The sequence below is a fragment of the Kocuria sp. 2SI genome, from assembly GCF_005502825.1.
Lineage (GTDB): Bacteria > Actinomycetota > Actinomycetes > Actinomycetales > Micrococcaceae > Kocuria > Kocuria palustris.
Genome location: NZ_SCNB01000003.1, coordinates 137,167 through 159,639, shown reverse-complemented (window position 1 = coordinate 159,639; position 22,473 = coordinate 137,167). Strand labels below are relative to the sequence as shown.

At 70.6% G+C, this 22,473-nt stretch carries 21 protein-coding genes and 1 tRNA gene; 13 read left to right on the top strand and 9 right to left on the bottom strand.

What is annotated here, in order from left to right:
• The first annotated feature begins 69 nt into the window (after positions 1-69).
• The 11 genes from malQ to FFS25_RS02930 all read left to right on the top strand — a co-directional run bounded on the left by malQ (position 70) and on the right by FFS25_RS02930 (position 12,053).
• Positions 70-2,343, top strand: coding sequence for a 4-alpha-glucanotransferase (gene malQ / locus FFS25_RS02980; protein WP_349654407.1), 2,274 nt, complete (start codon positions 70-72; stop codon positions 2,341-2,343).
• 419 nt (positions 2,344-2,762) lie between these two features.
• Entirely contained in the window at positions 2,763-2,999 is a 237-nt protein-coding gene (rpmB, locus tag FFS25_RS02975; protein WP_006213877.1) for a 50S ribosomal protein L28, read from the top strand.
• Position 3,000: 1 nt separating this feature from the next.
• Positions 3,001-3,168, top strand: coding sequence for a 50S ribosomal protein L33 (gene rpmG / locus FFS25_RS02970; protein ID WP_006213876.1), 168 nt, complete (start codon positions 3,001-3,003; stop codon positions 3,166-3,168).
• A gap of 1 nt (position 3,169) precedes the next feature.
• Positions 3,170-3,475, top strand: a complete 306-nt coding sequence (gene rpsN, locus FFS25_RS02965; protein WP_053447915.1) for a 30S ribosomal protein S14 — start codon at positions 3,170-3,172, stop codon at positions 3,473-3,475.
• A gap of 70 nt (positions 3,476-3,545) precedes the next feature.
• The gene (locus FFS25_RS02960; RefSeq protein ID WP_006213874.1) at positions 3,546-3,830 is read left to right on the top strand and encodes an HU family DNA-binding protein; all 285 of its coding nucleotides are present in this window, start codon (positions 3,546-3,548) and stop codon (positions 3,828-3,830) included.
• A 248-nt stretch (positions 3,831-4,078) separates the two neighbouring features.
• Entirely contained in the window at positions 4,079-4,738 is a 660-nt protein-coding gene (locus FFS25_RS02955) for a hypothetical protein (RefSeq protein ID WP_137801846.1), read from the top strand.
• Between the two features lie 241 nt (positions 4,739-4,979).
• A complete protein-coding gene (locus FFS25_RS02950) occupies positions 4,980-5,627 on the top strand; it encodes a copper resistance CopC family protein (protein WP_171004076.1) in 648 nt (215 codons plus the stop codon).
• The gene (locus FFS25_RS02945) at positions 5,624-6,304 is read left to right on the top strand and encodes a copper chaperone PCu(A)C (protein WP_137801844.1); all 681 of its coding nucleotides are present in this window, start codon (positions 5,624-5,626) and stop codon (positions 6,302-6,304) included. The genes FFS25_RS02950 and FFS25_RS02945 overlap by 4 nt, the downstream gene beginning before the upstream one ends.
• Entirely contained in the window at positions 6,301-7,704 is a 1,404-nt protein-coding gene (locus FFS25_RS02940; protein ID WP_137801843.1) for a Dyp-type peroxidase, read from the top strand. The genes FFS25_RS02945 and FFS25_RS02940 overlap by 4 nt, the downstream gene beginning before the upstream one ends.
• 139 nt (positions 7,705-7,843) lie before the next feature.
• Positions 7,844-10,054: a bifunctional copper resistance protein CopD/cytochrome c oxidase assembly protein gene (locus FFS25_RS02935; protein WP_249933742.1), complete on the top strand. Its 2,211-nt coding sequence runs from the start codon at positions 7,844-7,846 to the stop codon at positions 10,052-10,054.
• 100 nt (positions 10,055-10,154) lie between these two features.
• Entirely contained in the window at positions 10,155-12,053 is a 1,899-nt protein-coding gene (locus tag FFS25_RS02930; RefSeq protein WP_137801841.1) for an NHL domain-containing thioredoxin family protein, read from the top strand.
• Positions 12,054-12,139: 86 nt separating this feature from the next.
• Here the strand turns inward: FFS25_RS02930 and FFS25_RS02925 are convergent, their stop codons facing one another.
• On the bottom strand, positions 12,140-13,123 hold the full coding sequence (locus FFS25_RS02925; RefSeq protein ID WP_040560442.1) for a hypothetical protein: 984 nt from the start codon (positions 13,121-13,123) through the stop codon (positions 12,140-12,142).
• 52 nt (positions 13,124-13,175) lie between these two features.
• On the opposite strand from FFS25_RS02925, the gene FFS25_RS02920 reads away from it, so the two are divergent.
• Positions 13,176-13,838, top strand: coding sequence for a hypothetical protein (locus FFS25_RS02920; protein WP_058870777.1), 663 nt, complete (start codon positions 13,176-13,178; stop codon positions 13,836-13,838).
• 126 nt (positions 13,839-13,964) lie between these two features.
• On the opposite strand, the gene FFS25_RS02915 is transcribed toward FFS25_RS02920, so the two are convergent.
• The 7 genes from FFS25_RS02915 to FFS25_RS02885 form a co-directional block, all read right to left on the bottom strand.
• Positions 13,965-15,224, bottom strand: coding sequence for an ABC transporter ATP-binding protein (locus FFS25_RS02915; RefSeq protein ID WP_058870776.1), 1,260 nt, complete (start codon positions 15,222-15,224; stop codon positions 13,965-13,967).
• Positions 15,225-15,278: 54 nt separating this feature from the next.
• Complete coding sequence (locus FFS25_RS02910; protein WP_058870775.1) at positions 15,279-16,112, bottom strand: carbohydrate ABC transporter permease; 834 nt, start codon at positions 16,110-16,112, stop codon at positions 15,279-15,281.
• Between the two features lie 4 nt (positions 16,113-16,116).
• On the bottom strand, positions 16,117-17,055 hold the full coding sequence (locus tag FFS25_RS02905; RefSeq protein ID WP_058870774.1) for a carbohydrate ABC transporter permease: 939 nt from the start codon (positions 17,053-17,055) through the stop codon (positions 16,117-16,119).
• Entirely contained in the window at positions 17,052-18,350 is a 1,299-nt protein-coding gene (locus FFS25_RS02900) for an extracellular solute-binding protein (RefSeq protein WP_058870773.1), read from the bottom strand. Before FFS25_RS02900 ends, FFS25_RS02905 begins: the two co-directional genes overlap by 4 nt.
• Positions 18,351-18,499: 149 nt before the next feature.
• Complete coding sequence (locus tag FFS25_RS02895; RefSeq protein ID WP_058870772.1) at positions 18,500-19,522, bottom strand: AEC family transporter; 1,023 nt, start codon at positions 19,520-19,522, stop codon at positions 18,500-18,502.
• A gap of 1 nt (position 19,523) precedes the next feature.
• On the bottom strand, positions 19,524-19,973 hold the full coding sequence (gene panD, locus FFS25_RS02890) for an aspartate 1-decarboxylase (RefSeq protein ID WP_058870771.1): 450 nt from the start codon (positions 19,971-19,973) through the stop codon (positions 19,524-19,526).
• A gap of 184 nt (positions 19,974-20,157) precedes the next feature.
• Positions 20,158-20,228, bottom strand: a tRNA-Gly gene (locus FFS25_RS02885).
• A 78-nt stretch (positions 20,229-20,306) separates the two neighbouring features.
• Here FFS25_RS02885 and dcd point away from each other — a divergent pair.
• On the top strand, positions 20,307-20,888 hold the full coding sequence (gene dcd / locus FFS25_RS02880; RefSeq protein ID WP_024289791.1) for a dCTP deaminase: 582 nt from the start codon (positions 20,307-20,309) through the stop codon (positions 20,886-20,888).
• A gap of 50 nt (positions 20,889-20,938) precedes the next feature.
• Here dcd and FFS25_RS02875 read toward each other — a convergent pair whose 3' ends face one another.
• Positions 20,939-22,309: an MFS transporter gene (locus FFS25_RS02875; RefSeq protein ID WP_058870770.1), complete on the bottom strand. Its 1,371-nt coding sequence runs from the start codon at positions 22,307-22,309 to the stop codon at positions 20,939-20,941.
• Positions 22,310-22,473: the final 164 nt, after the last annotated feature.

The window sequence follows — 22,473 nt, the reverse complement described above, 5'->3', positions numbered from 1 at the left end:
TGAGGGTCGACTCGTCGGGACGATGGAGCCGACCGATACGATGGCGGCATGGATCATCCCCAGGAGCGCTTGAGCACTTCCACAGGACCCACCAGCACCGGCGGCAGTCCGTCTGGGCAGACGCTGCGGCGCCTGGCCGAGCAGCTGGGCGTGAGCACCAGATACGAGGGCTTCGACGGCCAGGAGGCGCAGGTCCCGGACGCCACGCTGAGCTCGGTGCTCACGGCCCTGGATCTCGATGTCTCCTCCGAGCGGGCCGCGCTGGACTCCCTGCAGGAGCACCTGGACGCCCCCTGGCGCAGGCTCCTGCCGCCGGTGGTGATCGCCGTCGAAGGCCGCGACGACTCCTTCCCCGTGCACGTCCCCTCCGGCAGCGAGCCCACCGTGGAGCTCTTCGCGGGAGAGCGGACCCGGCCCCTCGAGGCCGTGCCCGGAAGCCTGAGCACCCGGGAGATCGACGGGTGCCCGGTCGATCGCATCCTCTACCGCATCCCCTCCGATCTGGCCCCGGAGTGGTACGAGCTGCGCGCCAGCGCCCCGGAGATCGATCACGGGGTGCCCACCGAGGTCGAGCTGGCGGTGACGCCCGCCCGCCTGTCCACCACCGATCGGCTGCAGGACAAGCGCCGCTGGGGCTGGGCCGTGCAGCTCTACTCCGTGGCCTCGAACCGGACCTGGGGCGTGGGCGATCTCAACGACCTCGCGGGCTTGGCCGCGATCGGCGGCGAGCAGGGCGCGGACTACATCCTGATCAACCCACTGCACGCCTCCGAGCCGGTGCCCCCGCTGGAGGCCTCGCCCTACCTGCCGGTGACCCGGAGGTTCTTCAACCCGCTGTATCTGCGCATCGCGGGCATCCCCGAGATCGTCTACCTCCGTCCCGGCGACGCCGAGGTCGTCCAGACGCTGGATGCCATCCAGCGGCGCAGGATCCTCGAGGTCGACGACGTCGAGCGGGACTCCGTCTACGCCGCCAAGCTGAAGGCGCTGGAGCTGCTCTACACCGTCCGCCGCTCAGCACAGCGCCAGCAGCAGCTGCGGCGCTTCGCCGCCGAGGGCGGGCAGCAGCTGCAGGACTTCGCGCTGTGGTGCGCGATCCGAGAGGAGATCGGAAAGGACTCGCCGCTGTGGGAGGACGAGGCCGCCGGTCCGGACTCGCCGTACGCCGTCGAGGCCCGCACGCGCCTGCAGAGCCGCGTCCACTTCCACATCTGGCTGCAGTGGCTGCTCGACGAGCAGCTTGCCAGCGCCCAGCACGCTGCGGACTCGGCGGGCATGGCGATCGGCGTGATGCATGACCTGGCCGTGGGAGTGTCCAAGGACGGGGCCGATGCCTGGTCGCTGAACCGGTCTCTGGCTCGGGGAGTCTCCGTGGGCGCTCCCGCCGACATGTACAACCAGCAGGGTCAGGACTGGAGCCAGCCGCCGTGGCATCCGTTCCGTCTGGCGGAGGCCGGCTACCGCCCGTGGCGGGAGATGCTGCGCGGGATCTTCCGCCACGCGGGCGGCATCCGGATCGACCACATCATGGGCCTGTTCCGGCTGTGGTGGATCCCGGAGGGCAACAGGGCCTCCGAGGGCGCCTATGTCTACTACGACCACGAGGCCATGCTCGGCATCCTGGCGCTCGAGGCCCAGCGCGCGGGCGTCGTCGTGGTCGGCGAGGACCTCGGTACGGTGGAGCCCTGGGTGCGCGAGGAGCTGGCGGCCCGCGGCGTGCTCGGCACCTCGGTGCTGTGGTTCGAGACCGAGGGCGACGGCCCCAAGGACCCTCGCGACTACCGCGTGGAGACCATGGCCTCGGTGGGCACGCACGACTTCCCGCCGACCGCCGGCTACCTCCAGGGCGTCCAGGTGGACCTGCGCGATGAGCTCGGACTGCTCGAGCGGCCCGTCGAGCAGGAGCGAGCCGAGGCTCAGCAGACGCTGCAGCGCTGGCTCGACGCCGTCGGGGCCGAGGGCCTGCTGCCCGAGGAGGCGAGCGAGCAGCAGACCGTCGAGGCACTGCACGCCTATCTGGGACTGGCGCCGTCGCTGCTGCACTGTGTCCAGCTCGTCGACGCCGTGGGCGAGCGCCGCGTGCAGAACCAGCCCGGCACGACCGGCGAGCAGCACCCCAACTGGCGCATCCCGCTGGCCGACGACGAGGGCCGACGCGTGCTGCTCGAGGGGATCCAGGGCTCGGAGCGCGTGCGCTCGCTGTCCGCGGTCATGAATCGGGCACTCGGGCGCGGGATGCGCAGGCAGAACCGCGAGGGCGCGCCCTCGCAGCCGCGGACCATGGACCCGGACGCCCCCACCGCGCCGTGGACCACCGGCTCCGTGAGCCCCGTCGAAGGCTGAGCCGCGCGGCAGGGTGTGGGTGATCCCACCCCCTGCCGGTTGGTCTTCCGCGCCGTGTCGACTAGACTCACCTCTCGTCCCATCCCTGTCTCGGGCCCGATCACGGCTCCGGACGGCACCCGGGGAGGGGCGGCATCCTCCTTCACCGGGGGATGCGGAAAGTTGCGGGCAACCCGGCGTCAACCTACTATCTAAGGCTGTCGTGTGGTGGAGTCCACCTTCCGGCACCAAGATCTTCACCGTCGTCATGGCGGACCCCTGACGGTTACCCACCGTGCCGGGCCCGAGTGCGGGCCCTGGGTTCATGAACGGTGGCTGTACTCAGGTGACGGGACGCCCTGGCCGCTGCCGCAGTTGCATCCGTGCATCAGCGCGCACCACAGCGTGCCGTCATTCGTCGACATTTGGAGGAGAGCACAATGGCAGCGTATTGCCAGGTGACCGGAGCTCAGCCGGGCTTCGGGCACACCATCTCGCACTCGCACCGCCGCACCAAGCGCCGGTTCGACCCGAACATCCAGAAGAAGCGCTACTGGGTCCCGTCCCTGCGCCGTAACATCACGCTGAACCTCAGCGCCAAGGGCATCCGCGTCATCGACGCCCGCGGCATCGATGCTGTCGTCGCCGAGATGCAGGCACGAGGGGAGAAGTTCTGATATGGCCAAGGATAAGGACGTCCGTCCCATCATCAAGATGAAGTCCACCGCCGGCACCGGGTACACCTACGTGACCCGCAAGAACCGTCGGAACAACCCGGATCGCATCGTGCTGAAGAAGTACGACCCGGTCGCCCGCAAGCACGTCGATTTCCGCGAGGAGCGCTGAGATGGCCAAGAAGTCCAAGATCGCCAAGAACGAGCAGCGCAAGGTCATCGTCGCCCGCTACGCCGACAAGCGCGCGGAGCTCAAGAAGACCCTGATCGACGAGAACGCCTCGGACGAGGCTCGCGAGGCAGCTCGTCTGGGCCTGCAGAAGCTTCCCCGCGACGCTTCGCCGGTCCGCGTGCGCAACCGCGACCAGATCGACGGCCGCCCGCGCGGCACCTTCCAGAAGTTCGGGATCTCCCGCGTGCGCTTCCGGGACATGGCTCACAAGGGCGAGTTGCCGGGCATCACCAAGTCGAGCTGGTAATTTCCAGTTCGGCGGGCATCTCCCGATGAGATGCCACTGAGTAGACCCCAATCTTCAGGAGGACTGCAGTATGGCTAAGAACCGCAGCGAGATCGTCGCCGAGATCGCCGAGAAGGCCGACACCACCCAGGCGCAGGTGAACGGCGTCCTGGACGCCCTCTTCGAGGTCCTCGAGACCTCCGTCGCTCAGGGCGAGAAGGTCACCATCCCGGGCTGGTTCTCCGTCGAGCGCACCGTCCGCAAGGCGCGCACCGGACGCAACCCGCAGACCGGCGAGTCCATCGAGATCCCCGAGGGCCACTCGGTGAAGCTCTCGGCCGGCTCCAAGCTGAAGGCTGCGGCCTCCTCCAAGTGATGCCGCGCGGCTGAGCAGCAGGACTGCTGCCCGGTCCGAGCGCCTCAGGGCGGCTCCCCCTCGGGGGAGCCGCCCTGAGGCGTTTTCAGACCAGGCGGTGCTCCGCGTCATGGCTCGGCAGCCGGCCCCCGCGGATTCGCGGGGCGGACGCGGCGCGCGGCATACTGTGGGGCATCTGCCCGGGCGGTCGAGGCCCCGCCGCCCGGAGTCCGCATCGCCGCCGGAGGCCCGAAGGAGGGACGCTCGCCGTGATCACCGCGCGCTCCCTCCGACTGCTGCGCGGCTGGACCGCGGCCGCGGTGGCCACGGGTGCAGCCGCCCTGGCCCACACCGCCGCCGGAGGCCCGTGGCCGTCGCCGCTGCTCGTGGCCCTGTGCCTCGCGCTGTCGGCGCCGGTGTGCATGCTGCTGACCGGACTGCGGCTGCCCGGGCTGGGGCTGACGCTGTCCGTCGCCGTGTCGCAGCTGCTGTTCCACGGACTGTTCTCCGTGTCCGGGAGCATGTCCGCATCCGTCGATCACACCTCGCACGCCGGGCACCTGGGTGCCGCCTCCGACGGCCCGGAGCTGGTCCTGAGCGCCACCGGAGCCATGGTCCACGACCATGCGGCGCTCGAGGCGCTCGGAGTCAGCTCCTCGAGCGCCGCATGGCTCATGCCCGTCCTGCACGCTGCGGCCGGGATCGTGACCGTGCTGGTGCTGCGCCACGGCGAGAAGCTCGCCCTGCGGGCCGCGGCCACGCTGCTGATCCGTGCTCGAGCACTGATCTCGCGGATCGGGGACCCGGTCGTCATCGCCGCATCCGCGTGGCGCTGCGCACCGATGGGCCCGGCCGTGCCGCGTCTCGCCCAGGTGATCCTGGCCGCACTGCGCTACCGGGGTCCGCCCGTGCGGATGCTCGCCATCTGATCCTCCGCGCTCCACGTCGAGCCGCGCGCTCCGGAGTGCGCCTGAGACCGCACCGGCGCGTCGGCCCGTGGACGTCGCGGCCCCTCACGGGTCCAGCGGCTTCTGCCTGCGGACGATGGCGAGATGCGCAGCTCCACGCCGAGCGGGCCAGCACCGGAACCGGATCGGCTCCATCACAGCATCATCGCCGCCCCTCCATTCCCTGAAGGGCATGTCCGAGGCGCGGCGGAGGAGGAACTCCATGTCCATCAGCAAGCACACCATGAGCGCGGGGGCCGGACTGGCCGCTGCCGCGCTGATCGCCATGCCGGCACCGGCGCTGGCGCATGACAGCCTCACCGGCTCGAGCCCCAAGAGCGGGGCCTCGAGCGCTGAGGCTCCCCAGGGGATCGATCTGACGTTCTCCGCGGCCCCGCAGGACATCGGCCTCGATATCCGTGTCAGCGGGCCCGACGGCTCGGACGTGACGGACGGCGAGCCCGAGATCCAGGGCACGACGGTCAGCCAGCCCCTGTCGGATCAGGCGGACGAGCCGGGCGAGTACTCCGTCGTGTGGCGGGTGGTCTCCTCCGACGGGCACCCGATCGAGGGCGCCTACGACTACACGGTCGAGGGCGGGGAGGCCAGCGCCTCGCAGGAGCCCGCAGGCGGGGGGCCGGCCGAGGGGTCGTCGTCCGCCGGGGCCTCCGGCTCGGCGCAGGCCCCGGAGTCGGCCTCCTCGGACGCGGACGACGCCCCGACCGAGGGGCAGGACGACGACCAGTCTTCGTCCGACACCGGGGACGAGTCGTCCTCCGGCACAGCCCTGTGGCTGCTGATCGGCGGCGGCGTCGTCGTGCTGGGTGCCGTCGCTGCGGCCGTCGTGATGATGCGGAGGATGGGGCGATGAGCGCGCAGGCAGCCGCGCGGCGGCGCCTTCTGCCCGCTGCGGCCGCCGTGGGCGGCCTGCTCCTGCTGCCCGGCTGCGCCGTGGGACAGGACGCCCTGGACGGCGACTCGGCCTCCAGCAGCGCCTCGAGCAGCGCCGAGGCGCAGGGCGGCGATCAGCTGAGCGTCGAGCAGCCCTGGATCAAGGCGGCCGATAGCGGGATGACCGCCGCCTTCGGGCAGCTGCGCAACGACGGCGACACCGCCGTCACCCTGACCGGCGCCTCTGCCGACGGCATCGCGGGCGAGGTCGAGCTGCATGAGACCGTCGCGGATCCGGAGACCGGGGCCACCAAGATGCAGGCGCTGGAGGACCCGATCGTGATCGAGCCGGGGGAGACCGTGACCCTCGAACCGGGTGGGCAGCACATCATGCTCATGGATCTGCAGTGCGCCCCCATGGCCGGCACCGAGCTGAGCGTGCAGCTGCAGTTCGAGGGCGGTCAGGAGCAGAGCCTCCGGCTGCCCGTGCGCGACTACGCCGGTGCCAAGGAGGAGTACGCACCGGGCGAGGAGCCCACCGCCGGTGAGAGCCCGGAACATGCCGACGAGAGCATGGAGGGCATGGATCACGGTGACATGGCGGGGATGGAGGACTCCTCCTCGGAGGCGCTGTCCATGTGCGAGGAGGCTGCGTGACACAGCGCCGTCCCGATCCTGCTGCGCGCTCCCGCGGCGCGCAGCAGGGCCCGGTCGAGGCCCAGGGCGGCTCAGCGCAACCGCCCTGGGCGGCGGCCGGGGCGCCTCAGGGCGAATCCCGTCCCGCGCGGGGCCTGTCCCGGCGCGGGCTGTTCGGCGCAGGCGGCGCCGTGGGAGCTGCCGCTGCGGCTGGCCTGGGCGCTGTCGGTCTGGGCGCCTCCAGGCTGTCCGAGCCGACGCGCTCGGCAGGCTCGAACGCTCAGGCGGAAGAGGCTCAGCCCGCGTTCATCGGCGACATCGCCGAGGACTTCCACGGCGAGCGCCAGGCCGGCATCGACACCCCCGCGCAGGGCTTCGCCGCCTTCCTGGGCATCGATCTGACCGAGGGCACCACGCGGGAGGACCTGCGCCGCATGCTCGTCGTGCTCACCCAGGACGCCGCCGAGCTGACCGAGGGCCAGGCCCCGATCGGCGACCAGGAGCCCGAGCTGGCGCTGAACCCGTCGAGGCTCACGGTGACCTTCGGCTTCGGGTCGGGGCTGATGCGGATCCTGGCCCCGGCGGCCGCCCCGTCATGGCTGGCCCCGCTGCCGGACTTCTCGATCGATCAGCTGCAGCCGCGCTGGAGCGACGGCGACCTGCTGCTGCAGCTGTGCTGCGAGGACCCGCTGACCCTGGCGCACGCTCAGCGCGTGCTGCTCAAGGACGTCCGAAGCTTCGGGCAGGTGCGCTGGGTGCAGGACGGGTTCCGCACCGCCGCCGGAGCCGAACCCGCGGGCACCACGCCGCGCAACCTGTTCGGGCAGGTCGACGGGACCGTCGACACCGCCGCAGGCACGCCCGAGCACGAGAGGATCGTGTGGGGCCAGGGCGAGGACGCGTTCGAGCCCTGGATCCAGAACGGCACCTCCTTGGTGCTGCGCCGGATCCACACGAACCTGGACACCTGGGACGAGGTCGACCGCATCGGGCGCGAGGACGCCGTGGGACGCACCTTGGACACCGGGGCGCCCCTGACCGGTGAGCACGAGCACGACGAGCCCGACTTCGAGGCCACGACCCCCGTGGGGTTCCCCGTGATCTCGGACTACTCGCACATGCGCCGGGCGCGGCACCCCGATGAGCGGGTGCGCATCCACCGGCGGGTCTACAACTACGACATGCCCGTCAGCGGGGCCTCCGGGTTCTCCCGCCACGACGAGACGGAGGGCGGGGTCAGCGACTCCGGTCTGCTGTTCGCGTCGTATCAGTCGGATCCGGCCCAGCAGTTCCTCCCGATCCAGCAGCGCCTGGACGAGCTCGACATGCTCAACACCTGGACGGTGCCAATCGGGTCCTCGGTGTTCGCGATCCCGCCGGCCTGCGAGCCGGGCGGATTCGTGGGGGAGCAGCTGTGGTGAGACCCTCGGGACAGCGCTGCCCGGCGGAGGCCCCGAACGCGGGCCCCGGTCGGCCGGCAGCAGATGGATGGAGGTGCGCCGCGACGGCGCGCCCAGCAGCACAGGCCGCGGCGCAGACGACGCCGGCCGGGAGGACAGCATGAGCAGCACGGCGAACTCGACCGGGACCGCCCAGCAGCGGCGGTCGGGGCGAGGCCCCGCCCTCGGAGGCGGATCCTCGCCCTCCACCGGGCCCGGGGTCGTCCACGGCCTCTCGCCCTGGTGGATCGCAGGGGTGCTCGTGGTGGTGCTGCTGTCGCTTCTGGGCGCCCTGGCCTTCTCGGGCGCCTCCGCCCCGCAGGAGGTCGCCGATCCGGGAGCCGCAGTGCGCTGGGGTCTGCCGATCGCCGAGGCGCTGCGGGACACGGGCATGATCGTCGCGCTCGGGTCCGTGCTGCTGGCCGTGTCGGTGCTCCCGCACCGGCAGCGCTCGGGGCGGGGCCGCTCGCCTCGGGCCCGCGCGGGGGAGCAGGAGCCCGAGTCCCCGCTGTTCGCGCGCACCGTCGCTCTGGCCGGGGCGTCGTCGATCGTGTGGACCGTGGCCTCGGTCGCGGTGCTGATCCTGACCTATGCCGATGTCTCCGGGGTGCAGCTGTCCGCCAGCTCGGACTACACGCGCCAGCTCGTGAGCTTCGCGACCGAGATCCCCACGGGGCAGGCGATCGCCGTGGGCACGATCGTCGCCGCCGTGACCACGACCCTGCTCTTCGGCCTGCGCTCCCGGCTGGGACTGGCCGCTGCCATGGCGGTCGGCTGCCTCGCGATCGTGACCATGGCCCTCAACGGCCACAGCGCCGGCAGCGACGATCACATGGGCGCGGTCAACTCCCTGGGTCTGCACCTGCTCGGCGTCTGCCTCTGGGCCGGCGGCCTCGCCGCTCTGGCGTGGATCTCGCCGCAGCTGGCCGCGGACACCACCACTACGGCACTGCCGATCGGCACGCGCGGGCGCCGCGGCGCCGAGTCCGGGCAGGCCGCCCGAGGCCGCCGCGTCCCCACCATCGCCGTGGTCCTGCATCGCTTCTCGACCCTGGCGCTGTGCTGCTATGCCCTCGTGCTGGCCTCCGGGATCATCAACGCCGGGGTGCGCATCGGCACCTGGGAGCAGCTCACCAGCGACTACGGGGTCCTGGCACTGCTCAAGCTCCTGCTGACCCTGCTGCTGGGCGTGGCCGGTCTCATGCACCGCCGCGCAGTGATCCCCGCGCTCGAGGAGGGGAAGGTCTCGGGGCGCCGAGCCGTATGGCAGGTCATCCTGGGCGAGCTCGTGCTCATGGGCGCGCTGATCGGCGTCGCCGTAGCACTCGGCAACTCGGCGCCCCCGGTGCCCGAGGAGCTCTCCGACAACGCCTCCCCGGCGCGCATCCTCACGTTCTACGAGCTGCCGCCGGCGCCGACGCCCGAGGGCCTGGTCACCATGTGGCGCTTCGACTGGCTGTGGGTCGCGGTCATCGCCGTGCTGGGCCTGTCCTACGCCTGGGCCCTGTGGAAGCTCGCGCGCACCGGCGGGCGCTGGTCGCCCCTGCGCGCAGTGTCCTGGTTCGTGGGCCTGGCCCTGCTGATGTACGCGACGTCCGGCGGTCTGGCCATCTACGCGCGGGTGCTGTTCTCCGCGCACATGGTCGAGCACATGTCGCTGACCATGATCATCCCGGTGTTCCTGGTCCTGGGCTCGCCCGTCACCCTGCTCCTGCGGGCCCTGGAGCCGCGCCAGGACGGCACTCGCGGACCGCGCGAGTGGATCCTGCGCCTGGTCCACTCCACCTGGGGCAAGGTCGTCACGCACCCGATCTTCGCCTCGGTGAACTTCGCGGCCTCGATCGTGATCTTCTACTTCACGGACCTGCTGTCGGTCACGCTGCGCTACCACGTGGGCCACGAGTTCATGATGGCCCACTTCCTGTTCACCGGGTACATGTTCGCCCTGGTGCTCGTGGGCCAGGACCCCATCCCGTACCGGCCGCCGCACTTCATGCGACTGGTCCTGCTGATCGCCACGATGGTCTACCACGCGTTCGTGGGCGTCACCATCATGGGCATGGACACGCTGCTGGAGGCCTCCTGGTTCGGCAACATGGGCCGCCCCTGGGGAGACTCGGCGATCGAGGACCAGCAGAAGGGCGGAGCCCTGATGTGGGGCATCGGCGAGCTGCCCACGGCCATCCTGGCCGTCGTCGTGGCCATCCAGTGGGCCATGGACGGCAGGCGCGAGAACCGCCGGGTGGATCGCGAGGCGGATCGCACCGGCGATGCCGAGCTCGAGGCCTACAACGAGATGATGCAGTCGCTGGCCGAGCGCGAGCGCCGCTGAGCCGGACGGAATACCCCGGCGCCCGCCGGGGGTTGACACGACGGGGCAGGACCGAGCGATCGGGCCCCGCACGAGACGAGCACGAGGAAGAGGACCCCAGATGAGCGCGCAGTCCCGCGTCCGAGCATCCGCCCTGACAGGCCGCAGCTGGCTGAACACCGGCGGCGAGCAGCTCGACTGGCAGAAGCTGCGCGGCAAGATCGTCATCCTGGACTTCTGGTCGTTCTGCTGCATCAACTGCCTGCACGTGCTGGATGAGCTGCGTCCGCTGGAGGAGCGCTTCTCCGACGTCCTGGTGACGGTCGGCGTGCACTCGCCCAAGTTCGAGCACGAGGCCGATCCCGAGGCCCTGGCCTCGGCGGTGGACCGCTACGAGATCCACCACCCGGTGCTCGATGACCCCGAGCTCGGCACCTGGGACGCGTACACCGCGCGCGCCTGGCCGACCCTGGTGGTCGTGGATCCCGAGGGCTACATCGTGGCCCACCTCTCGGGGGAGGGCCACGTCCAGGGGATCGTCTCGCTCGTCGAGCAGCTCGTGGAGCAGCACGAGGCGGCCGGCACGCTGCACCGCGGCGACGGTCCCTACGTCCCCCCGGAGATCACCGACGGCGACCTCCGCTTCCCGGAGAAGGCCGTGGCCCTCGAGGACGGCTCCGTGCTGGTGGCCGACACCGGCCACCACCGCCTGGTCCGCATGGCCGCAGACCTGCAGACCGTGCGCGCCGTGATCGGCGACGGCACCCGCGGCCACGCCGACGGCGGCCCCGAAGAGGCGCACTTCAACGAGCCGCGCGGGCTCGCGCTGCTGCCGCAGGGCGTCCGCGAGCAGGTGGGCTATGACGTGATCGTGGCCGACACCGTGAACCACCGCCTGCGCGGCGTGCGCCTGTCCGACGGCGAGGTCACGACCCTGGCGGGCAGCGGCGTGCAGCGCCTGCTGGATTCCGAGCGGGCCAAGGGCGTGGACGCCGATCACATCGATCCTGAAGCCGACCCGCGGGAGGTCGCGCTGTCCTCGCCGTGGGACACCGTGTGGTCCACGGCCGCCGACACCCTGGTGGTGGCGATGTCCGGCACGCATCAGATCTTCACCTTCGATCCGCGCACCGGCGAGCTGGCCGTGGCGGCGGGCACCGGCGACGAGGGCCTGGTCGACGGGGATCCCTCGCAGTCCTGGTTCGCGCAGACGTCGGGGCTGGTCGAGGCCCCGGACGGCACGATCTGGGCGGCGGATTCCGAGTCCTCGGCGCTGCGTTCCATCGCGGTGGCGGACGGCGCCCTCTCGGGCGTGGCCACGGCCGCGGGGCTCGGCCTCTACGACTTCGGCTTCCGCGACGGCGACTCGACCCAGGCGCGCCTGCAGCACCCGCTCGGCGTCGCGGTGCTGCCCGACGGCTCGATCGCCGTGGCCGACACCTACAACGGCGCCATCCGGCGCTGGGATCCCGTCGAGGGACAGCTCTCCACGCTCGAGCGCGACTTCGACGAGCCGTCGGACCTGCTGGTCGACGACTCGGGGGAGACCCCCGAGCTGATCGTGGTGGAGACCAACCGGCACCGCCTGGTGCGCCTGCCCGTTCCGGAGAAGCTGCTGCAGGTCGACGAGGGCGCCTCCGTCTCCCAGCGCAGCCGCACCCCGATCGCCGGCGGCACCATGACGATCGACGTCCGCTTCGTCGCCCCCAGCGGCCAGAAGCTCGACGACCGCTGGGGAGATCCCACGCAGCTGAAGCTGTCGGTCTCCCCGGCCGAGGCGCTGGTCGACGGCGGCGGCGCCGCCCAGGGCCTCAAGCGCGAGATCACGCTCGCCGATGGCGTCACCGAGGGCGTCCTGCACATCACCGCCCGCGCGGCCGCCTGCGACGGCGAGCCCGGCGGCGAGATCCCGGACCACGCCGCCTGCCACCTGTACCAGCAGGACTGGGGGATCCCGTTCACGGTCGCCGAGGGCGCCGAGGACTCCCTGGTGCTGGATCTGCGCGGTCTGAACGCCTGACCCCTCCCACCCGGCCTCCCGCGCCTGTGTGCCTGGATGCCGCATGCGCGGCGCGGAAGCGCATGCGGGCAGCAGGCGCGAGGGGCTCAGCGGCGGGTGACCTTCACGCTGTCGTCGCTGACGGCCAGATCGGCCTGGTAGGTGAAGGGCACCGACTCGGTGACCTCCTCGGTGGTGCCGTCGAACAGGTCCACGGAGGTGAACGAGACCTCGGCCATGCCCTTCGCCGAGCCCAGGGCCCAGTCCTTGCCGCCGTCCACGCCGATCGTCACGGGCGGCTCGGGCTGCTTGGTGATGCTCCAGGTGACGTCGCCGTCCACTCGGCCGTCGAAGTCGTAGGAGAACGGGCAGTCGGTCGGGTACAGGCTGGACTGCTCGGTGCAGGTGCTCAGGTCAGCGGCGATCTGCTCGGAGATCTCGGTCTCCAGAGCCTCCGACGGGGTGGCCTCCAGCGCGATGGTCTCGGTCTGGGCCTCATCCGTCAGCACGACCGAGGCAGGATCGGTGTCGACCCAGCGCGAGGCGTAGGAGGCCGAGTAGACACCGGGCGGGAATGCTGCGAAGCGCTGCTCGGACTCCGGCAGCGCCGCCGAGGCTCCGTTGAGATCGGCGCTGGTGGCCCCGGGCATGGACACGGTGACCGAGGGAAGCTCGGATTCCTCGAAGCCCCACACCGTGAAGAAGCCCCACTGGGTGTCCACGGGCACCAGGCGGTACTCGGAGGCATGCGGCTGACCGTCCAGGGTGAAGTCGGCGCGCACCACGGCCTCCTCCGAGTCCTGGGAGACGGTCGAGATCTCGAGGTCCTCGAGCGACTCGGTGGCCGCGGCCAGCGGCTCGCCGTCGAGCAGGACGGCATCGTCCTCGGGATCGACCTGCGCATTGAGCAGGCCCAGGGCGCGGCCGCCGTCGCCGTCCTGGAGGCTCTCGAAGTAGGCGCGGACGTCCGTCTCCGGGCCGTACATGTACTTGTTGACCAGCGAGATCGTGATCCACGCGGCAGCCATGGCGAGCACGAGAAGGACCAGCCACATGCCGATCGCCCTGCGCACCGCCGTGTTCTGATCCATCCTCCTTACGCTAGTCGACGACACCGCCCGCGCTTCGAAGGAGCCGCACTCCATGGCCGAGTCCATCCGCCAGATCCCCGCGAAGTACGGCACCGCCGAACGGGTTCTGCACCCTCGCATCGGCTCGATGGGCCGGCGTCTGCTGGCCTGCCTGCCCACGGTCGTGCTCGGGCTGCTGTGCCTTGCCGTGCTGGGGGTGCGGCGGCCGGCGCCCATGGGGATCATCGTGCTGGTCATCGTCATCATCGGCTGCGCCGTCAGCGCGTGGCGCTGGCTGCGGCCCGTGACCGTGGCGATCACGCCCACCCATGTGCTCGGCTCGCGCACGATCGGCTTCCACACGATGGAGCGGGCGAAGATCGAGCGGCTGGTGGTCGTGGACTCCCTGCGCCGCCCGGCGCGCACCGGCTCCGACGGGACCAAGCGCCGCCGCGGCGTCGCTCGGCCCTACCTGTGGGCGGCCGACGACGCGGGGCGGCGCCTGTTCCGCATGGACGGGACGATCTGGGACCGGAAGTCCATCGACCGCCTCGTGGAGCACCTGGGGGTGAAGACGGAGCGCTTCGCCCAGGCCAGCCCAGCGCACATGGCGAAGACCTGGCCGCGGCTCGTGGGCCCCTTCATGCGCTTCCCGTGGCTGCGTCCCCTGCTCACGGGTCTGGCGGCGATCGCCGCGGTTCTGCTGCTGGTGTGGATGGCCTGGAACCAGGGCTGAGCCGCCGGCCCCGCCGGATCGCCGTGCGGGAATCAGGCGGACGGCCACCCTGCGACCCGGCACGACGACAGCGGCCGGTCCTCCCGTGAGGGGAGGACCGGCCGCTGTCGTCAGGCAGGAGGCGGGTCAGGCCTGCTGGTCGCGCATCCGCGCGATGTCGGCCTTGCGCTCCTCGTTGGCCTCGCGGGTCAGCTCGGCACCGGCCTCCTCGTCGCGGGTGAGGTTCTCGCCGGTCTGCGGGTCGAACACGTGCATCTTGGAGGTGTTCAGCCACAGCCTGGCCTGCGAGCCGCCGCGCACGCGCGAGCTGGCGGGCAGCTCGACGACCACCTGGGCGGGCATCTCATCGGCGTCCAGGTCGCGGGCGAGCTCGTCGAGCTTGTCCTTGACGTCCCGGTCCTGCTCGAACTGCACGTAGCCGTACTGCTGGTTGCCCAGCCACTCCGTGTGCGAGAGCTCGGCATCGAACGTGGCGCCCTTGGCCGACCACGGGGTGTCGGCGACGTCGCGGGCATCCGCGAAGTGCTCCGGGCGCACGCCCAGCACGAGCAGCTCGCCGGCCGAGTCCAGACGGCCCTGGGCGTGGGCCGGGACCGGGATCTCGCCCAGCGGGGTCACGAAGACGTCGCCGTTGCGACGGGCCGGCAGGAAGTTCATCGACGGGGCGCCGATGAACCCGGCCACGAACAGGTTGACGGGCTGCTCGTAGAGCTCGCGCGGAGAGGCGATCTGCTGCAGCTCGCCCTTCTTCAGCACAGCCACGCGGTCGCCCAGGGTCATGGCCTCGGTCTGATCGTGGGTCACGTACAGCGAGGTGATGCCCAGACGGCGCTGCAGCTGCGCGATCTCGGTGCGCATCTGACCGCGCAGCTTGGCGTCCAGGTTGGACAGCGGCTCGTCGAACAGGAAGGCGTCGGCCTCGCGCACGATCGCGCGGCCCATGGCCACGCGCTGGCGCTGACCGCCGGACAGGTTGCCGGGCTTGCGCTCCAGGTGATCGTCGAGATCCAGCAGGCGCGAGGCCTCGCGGACCTTGGCGTCGATCTGGTCCTCGGAGAGCTTGTCCGAGCCCTTGGCCAGGCGCAGCGGGAACGCGATGTTCTCGTACACGGTCAGGAACGGGTACAGGGCGTAGTTCTGGAAGACCATCGAGAGGTTGCGCTCTCGTGGCTGCTTCTCGTTGACGCGGGTCCCGTCGATCCGCAGCTCGCCGTCGGTGATGTCCTCCAGACCCACGACCATGCGCAGGAGGGTGGACTTTCCGCAGCCGGACGGGCCGACGAGGATCAGGAACTCGCCGTCGGCGACGTCGATGCTGACGCCCTTGATGGCGGGGAAGCCGTCGTCGTACTTCTTGACGAGATTGTCGATGGTGATGGATGCCATGGTGCTGTGCGCCTCTCGTGGGGAGGAAGTGTGGTTTCGGGTCCGTGCCGGGGGTCAGCCCTTGACGGCGCCCTGGGTGAGGCCGGCGACGATCTGGCGCTGGAACAGCAGCACCAGCAGGACCACCGGGATGGTGACCACGATCGCGGCGGCGGAGATGGCGCCGGCGGGGTCCTCGAACTGCGAGGCGCCGGTGAAGAAGCCCAGTGCGGCCGGCACGGGGCGGGCCGCCGAGGTCGAGGTCAGGCCGATGCCGAACACGAAGTCGTTCCAGGCGATGAAGAACGCGATGATCGCGGTCGTGAAGATGCCCGGGGTCACCATGGGCACGATCACCTTGCGGAAGGACTGCAGGGTGGTGGCGCCGTCGACCTGGGCCGCGGAGTCCAGATCCCACGGGATCTGCTGGAAGTAGGCCGCCAGCGTCCAGATGGAGATCGGCAGGGTCAGCGACAGGTACGGCAGGATCAGGCCCAGCCAGGTGTCGTAGAGCCCGATCTGGCGCCACATGTTGAACAGCGGGGTCACGATCGACACGACGGGGAACATGGAGACCATGAGCGAGGTCGTGAGGATCAGGGACTTGCCGCGGAAGTCCAGGCGGGCGATGGCGTAGGCGCACAGGGTCGCCAGCACCACGGCGATCGCCGTGGCGATCAGCGTGATGCCGATCGAGTTGCGCAGCGCCGGGACGAAGAGGTCCTGGGCCGAGCCCACGAAGATCATCTCGTAGTTCTCCCACGTGAACTGGGTGGGGATGAACCCGCCCGAGGTCAGGTCCGAGGCGGACTTGAAGGAGTTCATGAGGATCGAGAGCACCGGGAAGAGGCACCACACGAGGACGAGGACGGTGATGACCGCCCAGCCGAGCTTCTGCTTGCCGGTCATGGGATCAGCCCTTCCTTCCGGTGAGATCCACCTTGAAGCCCTTGATGGCCACGACGGCGATCAGCAGGACGCAGATGAACAGGATCACGGAGATCGCCGAGCCGAGGCCGATCTCCAGACGGGTGATCGAGGTGCGGTAGGCCAGCAGCGACAGCGACTCGGTCCCGTACTGGCCGTTGGTCATGATGTAGATGTTGTCGAAGATGCGGAAGGCATCCAGGGCGCGGAAGACGACCGCGACCATGATGGCGGCCTTCATGGAGGGGATGGTCACCTTGACCATGCGCTCCCACCAGCCGGCGCCGTCGACCCTGGCGGCCTCGCCGAGCTCGTTCGGCACCTGCGCCAGGCCCGAGAGCAGCAGCAGGGAGATGAACGGCGTGGTCTTCCAGATCTCGGAGGCCATGATCACCAGCAGCGCGGACCAGCTCTGGCCGAACCAGTTGAAGTCCGGGCCGATGACCGGCAGCCAGGCGAACCACGAGTTCACGTAGCCGGTGTTGATGTCGAAGGCGTAGAACCAGGCGAAGGCCGACACGACCGTGATGATGCCGTAGGGCACCAGGATCACGGTGCGCAGCAGGCCGCGCAGCTGCTTGATCGCCGAGTGCATGACCAGCGCCAGCGCGAAGCCGAGCACGAGCTCCACGGCGACGGTCACGAGCGTGATGAGCAACGTGACCCACAGGTCCTTCCAGAACACACCGTCCGTGAGGACCGTCCAGTAGTTCTGGAGGCCGATGAACTCGCGGTCATCCGGGGCCGTGAGGCGGTAGGAGAACAGCGAGTCGAACAGCGCCTGGATGATGGGGTACATGGTCACCAGCAGCATGACCGCGAAGGCCGGTCCGGCCAGCAGCCAGCCGAGGCGGCGCTCGGACTTCAGCCGGTCGGAGACCGGGGCGGAGGCGGGCCGTCGGCGGCCCTGAGTCGAGGTGCTCACAGCAGCGACTCTCCCTTCAGGACGGAGTCGATGAACTCCTGCGAGTTCGCCGGGGTGTTCTCGTTGACCTCATGGATCGGGGTCCACTCCTGCTGGATGCCGGAGGAGATCTCGTTGTAGTACGGGGTCTGCGGGCGCGGGGCGGCGCTGTCCAGGGACTCGCGGATAGCCTCGTACATGGGGTAGGCCTCCTGCACGGCCTTGTCCTCGTAGGCAGAGGAGGAGGAGGCGGGGTTGCCGTCGGAGACCATGTACTGCGCCTGGTTGGCCGGGTCCGAGATGCACTCGATGGCCTCCCATGCCAGGTCCTGGTTCTCGGAGCTGGCGCCCACGCCCAGGTTGATGCCGCCCAGCGGGGGAGCCGACGGGGTGTCCGCGTCCACGCGGGGCCAGGTGGTCCAGGCGATGTCGTCCATCACGGACTGCTCGACCGAGCCCTCCGCGACAGCGCCCTGGGTGGCGGAGTAGATGAACGGCCAGTTGACCATGAACGAGCCCTTCTCGCCGCGGAACTGCTCCATGGCGGCGTTCTCGTCCTGGGTGTCGATGCCCGGACCGCCCAGTCCCTCCTCGCCGATCGTCCCGACGATGCCTGCGGCCTTGCCCCCGGCCTCGGAATCGAGCGCGAGCTCCAGGGTGTCGACCGAGGCGGGGTCGCCCTCCACGATCGAGCCGCCGGCGGACTCCACGAGGCTGTTGACCCACACGGTCATGGACTCGCCCTGCACGCCCTGCACTCCCAGGTACTTGTCCTGGTCCTTCGCGGCCGTGATGATCTGCTCCCACGTCACGGGCTGGGTCATGTCCAGCCCGGCGGCCTCGGCCACGGACTTGCGGTACCACAGCAGCTGCGTGTTGGCCCAGAACGGGATGGAGACGTACTCGCCGTCCCACTGCGCACCGGCCTGGGCGCCCTCGAGGGTGTCCTGCGTAGCTGTCTCCACGAGCTCCTGCGGCGGTGCGGCCAGGAAGCCCGGCTCGGCCAGCTCGGGGATGAAGGGCGGGTCCAGGGACATGATGTCCATGGACCTGTCGCCGGCAGCCAGGCGGCGGGCCAGCTGCTCGCGCTGCGTGGCGGCATCGCGCGGCAGCAGCGAGGTGGTGATGGTGTACTTCCCGCCCGAGTCCGCGGAGCACTGCTCGGCGATCGTGGCCTGCCCCCCGTTGTCCGGGTTGATGTACCACGTCAGCTCGGTGGGACCGCCATCATCCGATGCGCAGCCCGCCAGCATCAGTGCTCCGATCGAGGCGAGCGCTGCGGTGCGCAGCCTTCGCCGATGGTGCTCTGCTCTCACGAGGTTCCTCCGTGTGCTCGATTCGTGCGAGGCGCACCGTGGACACGGCAGGCACCTCCACGGCCCAGAATACTCCCAGATGTGAATTGGCACACAATCATCTGGGCGAGTCCCCGAAAGTCGCGCAACGGCAGGTGAACGGGGGCGGCTCAGGCGAGCAGCAGGGCCACGACGGCCATGGTCCCCATGGCGGCCACGGAGGTCACGAGCACGACGTCGCGGGTCACGGCCTCAGCGCTGCGATAGCGCACGGCCGCCACATAGACGTTCTGCGCCGTCGGCAGCGCCGCCATCAGGACCACGCCGTAGAGCATGGCGGGGTCCAGGCCCAGGGCGAGGCCGAACAGCCAGGCCAGGACGGGCTGGGCGATCAGCTTCAGCGCGGAGAGCAGCGCGACCTCCTGGCGGTGGGCGCGAGTGCCCTGCAGCGGGCGGTGGGAGACCAGCGACATCCCGAACGCGGCGAGCATGCACGGGATGGCCGCCCCGGAGATCAGCTCGATCGGCTGGTGGGCCACGGTCGGCAGCTGCCAGCCGGTGGCCGAGAAGACCACGCCGAGCAGCGAGCCCAGGATCATGGGATTCGTGGCCACAGAGCGCAGCAGCGACAGCGGGTTCGGGCGGCGCCCGAGCACTGCGATGTCCATGAGGGCCAGGTAGATGGGCGTGTAGATCGCCAGCTGGAACAGGATCACGGGCACGACGGCCGAGGCATCGCCGAGCACGAAGGTCGTCAGCGGGATGCCCAGGTTGGCGGAGTTGACCATCGAGGCGGACTGTCCGGACATGATCACGGAGCCCAGCCGCGCGCGTCCGCCCTGGGCGCCGCGGCGCTCGATGGAGCTGCCGTCGTCGTCGGCCGAGGGGAGGCTCTGCGCGGCCCGATCCCGTTGATCCCGCCGCCGCAGGGCGCGCCGTGCGAAGGCGAAGCCCCACCACAGCGAGGCGGTGGCCCAGGCGGAGACCAGGGCCACGAGCAGCGGGGCGGAGAAGATCTGGGAGACGTCCGCCCCGGAGACCGTCAGGAACAGCAGGCAGGGGGAGGCCACCCAGAAGGAGAAGGCGCTCAGGGAGCGCTGGCCGGCATCGCCCAGGATCCCCGCGCGGTAGACGATGGCCCCCACCAGGATGATGATCCAGATGACCGCGAATCCCGCGAGGACCCCGGCCATCTCAGCCGCGCTCGCCCAGCTCGGCGCGCGCGTCCGGGGAGCTCACGGCGTGATCGGGGGTCTTCACGTCCCCGACGACGGCCTCGGCGGGGTCCTGTCCCAGGTGCACGATGCGGTTGCCGGCATCCACATGGACGACATGCGGCTCGTACGTGCGGGCCTCCTGGTCGTCCATCTGGGCGTAGGCCATCAGGATCACGAGGTCGCCCACGGACACGAGGTGGGCGGCGGCGCCGTTGATGCCGATCACGCCCGAGCCGCGCTCGCCGGGGATCGTGTAGGTCTCCAGGCGCGCCCCGTTGGTGATGTCGACGATGTGGACCAGCTGGCCCGGGAGGATGTCGGCGGCCTCGAGCAGGTCCAGGTCGACGGTCACGGAGCCCACGTAGTGCAGATCCGCGTGGGTCACGGTCGCGCGGTGGATCTTGCCGGTGAACATGGTGCGCAGCATGGCTGCCTTTCACGAGACGCGAGCAGGGGTGCGGGGAAGCTCGGATGCCGCTGACGGCATATGCGTGTGGCGTCGGGGCTGCGGCCGCACGAAGCGCCCCGTCCGCAGCGGGACGGGCCTTTCCGATGAGAAGCGCCCGCAGACCGGAGGGTCTGCGGGCGCGGTCGGCGCAGGCCGACGAGAGAGCGGCTGACGGGAATCGAACCCGCGTATCAGGCTTGGGAAGCGTGCGCTCTACCATTGAGCTACAGCCGCGCGACGAACGCCGACTCTAGCGCAGTCCACGACACGGCGCCAATGCGTCGGGCGCCCGCGTGGACTACCGTGGCAGCCGTGCTGCTCTCCGATCGCGATATCCGCGCCGAGCTCGAGGCCCAGCGGGTCCGGCTCGAGCCCTGCGACCTCGACCTCATCCAGCCCTCGAGCATCGACGTCCGCCTGGATCGATGGTTCCGGCTCTTCGACAACCACAAGCACGCCGTGATCGACCCGTCGATCGAGCAGCCGGGGCTGACCCGGCTCGTGGAGGTGGATCCGGAGGAGCCCTTCGTGCTGCATCCCGGCGAGTTCGTGCTGGGCTCCACCTACGAGTGCGTGAGCCTGCCCGACGACATCGCCGCCCGGCTCGAGGGCAAGTCCTCGCTGGGGCGCCTGGGCCTGCTGACGCATTCGACCGCGGGCTTCATCGACCCGGGCTTCTCGGGGCACGTGACCCTCGAGCTGTCCAACATGGCCACGCTGCCGATCAAGCTGTGGCCGGGCTCGAAGGTCGGGCAGCTGTGCTTCTTCCGGCTGTCGTCGTCCGCCGAGGAGCCCTACGGCACGGGGGATCACCAGAACCGCTACCAGGGCCAGCGCGGACCCACGGCCTCGCGCTCGCACCTGAGCTTCCACCGCACGCAGCTGCCGCGCTGAGGAGCACTCGGGCGGTGCGGGCTGCTGTGCGCAGCCGCATGCTGCAGGACTCAGGCGGTGTGCGCGGTGGAGACCGCTTCGGCGGCGGCCACGGCGGGCCGGGGCCGCGTGGGCAGCCCGATCATCATGAGAAGGCCCAGCAGGACGACGGCCACGATGCCCAGGATCCCGTAGCGCTGTTCACCGAAGACGCCGATGGCCGTCCCGAACAGCAGTGGGGCCAGGAAGCTCACCGCACGCCCGGTCGTGGCGTAGAGCCCGTAGAGGGAGCCCTCCGTGCCCTCGGTGGTCAGCCGCCCCAGATAGGACCGCGACGAGGCCTGGGCCGGGCCGACCGCCACGCACAGCGCCAGGCCGCAGACCCAGAAGGCCCCCTTGCCCTCGAGCAGCATCAGGGCGGTGCCGGCCACGGCGACCAGGGCCAGTGCGGCGACGATCACCGGCTTGGGACCCAGGCGGTCGTCGAGCTGGCCGCCCAGCAGTGCACCGAGGCCCGCGATCAGGTTGCCCGCGATCGCGAAGATCATGACCTCGGTGAGGCTGAACCCGAAGGTCCCCGCAGCGATCAGGCCGCCGAAGGCGAACACGGCGGACAGGCCGTCGCGGAACACGGCCGAGGCCGCGAGGAAGTGCAGCGCCCGACGATCTGTGCGCCAGAGGTGGACCACCATGCGCACGATCTCCCGGTAGGGAGCCAGAGCTCCGCCGCCGGTGCCCGGGACCCGGTGGCTGGGACACCGGACTTCGATGCGGCGCAGGCTCACGATCAGCGGGACAGCCAGGACGACGCACCACACGGCGCAGAACAGGGCGACCGCCCGGACGTTGAGGGCCTCGTCCGTGGGCAGCCCCACGAAGCCGGGCGTGATGAAGCCGAACAGCACGAACGCGGTGGCCAGGATCGAGAAGATGTAGCCGACAGCCCAGCCGCGTCCGCTGACGCGTCCGATCGACTCCGGGGAGGTCAGCCCGGGAAGGGCCGCGTAGTAGTCCACGACGGCGAGCTCCTTGGCCGCGTTGGCGGCGCTGAGCAGGACGACGCCGAGCATGAGCAGCTGCTCCTCGGGGCGCACGAGGAAGCAGGCTGCCGTGCACGCCGCGCAGATCCCTGTGAACACGGCGATGCCGGTCGATCGGCGGCCGCTGCGGTCGGAGAGCCAGCCGATCAGCGGAGCCGCCACGGCGATCATCACCGCGGCCACGACCGTTCCCCGGGACAGCATCTGCGTGGCGTGCTCGGTGCTGCCGAAGGACCCTGACGTCAGGTACGTCCCGAAGACGAACGTGATCATCAGCGCATCGATCACGGAGATCGCGGCGTCGTAGAGGTACCAGGAGCGCAGGGCGCCGGGCCCGGCGGGGGACAGCGGAGCAGGGGGAACCGTCGGATCGACGGCCGCGGGCCGCGCAGTGGATTCCATGATGCTGAAGACTAGGGGTGACGGCGGCCGTCGGACGATTTCGCGACAAGGTGAAGGTGGCCCTGGGCACGGCGGGGCCTGCCGGCGAGTTGGTAGTCTGCTGGGCAGTTCCCCGCAAGACGACCCCGCAAGACGACTTACGAGCCGCTGCCCTCGTCGCCGGT

Bases quoted from the DNA above. Each gene is read 5' to 3' on its own strand.
- FFS25_RS02895 (WP_058870772.1), bottom strand. From the start codon at position 19,522: ATGGCCGGGGTCCTCGCGGGATTCGCGGTCATCTGGATCATCATCCTG.
- FFS25_RS02930 (WP_137801841.1), top strand. From the start codon at position 10,155: ATGAGCGCGCAGTCCCGCGTCCGAGCATCCGCCCTGACAGGCCGCAGC.
- FFS25_RS02910 (WP_058870775.1), bottom strand. From the start codon at position 16,112: ATGACCGGCAAGCAGAAGCTCGGCTGGGCGGTCATCACCGTCCTCGTC.
- rpsN (WP_053447915.1), top strand. From the start codon at position 3,170: ATGGCCAAGAAGTCCAAGATCGCCAAGAACGAGCAGCGCAAGGTCATC.
- panD (WP_058870771.1), bottom strand. From the start codon at position 19,973: ATGCTGCGCACCATGTTCACCGGCAAGATCCACCGCGCGACCGTGACC.
- FFS25_RS02915 (WP_058870776.1), bottom strand. From the start codon at position 15,224: ATGGCATCCATCACCATCGACAATCTCGTCAAGAAGTACGACGACGGC.
- FFS25_RS02960 (WP_006213874.1), top strand. From the start codon at position 3,546: ATGGCTAAGAACCGCAGCGAGATCGTCGCCGAGATCGCCGAGAAGGCC.
- FFS25_RS02925 (WP_040560442.1), bottom strand. From the start codon at position 13,123: ATGGATCAGAACACGGCGGTGCGCAGGGCGATCGGCATGTGGCTGGTC.
- rpmG (WP_006213876.1), top strand. From the start codon at position 3,001: ATGGCCAAGGATAAGGACGTCCGTCCCATCATCAAGATGAAGTCCACC.
- FFS25_RS02950 (WP_171004076.1), top strand. From the start codon at position 4,980: ATGTCCATCAGCAAGCACACCATGAGCGCGGGGGCCGGACTGGCCGCT.
- FFS25_RS02945 (WP_137801844.1), top strand. From the start codon at position 5,624: ATGAGCGCGCAGGCAGCCGCGCGGCGGCGCCTTCTGCCCGCTGCGGCC.
- FFS25_RS02935 (WP_249933742.1), top strand. From the start codon at position 7,844: ATGAGCAGCACGGCGAACTCGACCGGGACCGCCCAGCAGCGGCGGTCG.
- FFS25_RS02920 (WP_058870777.1), top strand. From the start codon at position 13,176: ATGGCCGAGTCCATCCGCCAGATCCCCGCGAAGTACGGCACCGCCGAA.
- FFS25_RS02875 (WP_058870770.1), bottom strand. From the start codon at position 22,309: ATGGAATCCACTGCGCGGCCCGCGGCCGTCGATCCGACGGTTCCCCCT.
- rpmB (WP_006213877.1), top strand. From the start codon at position 2,763: ATGGCAGCGTATTGCCAGGTGACCGGAGCTCAGCCGGGCTTCGGGCAC.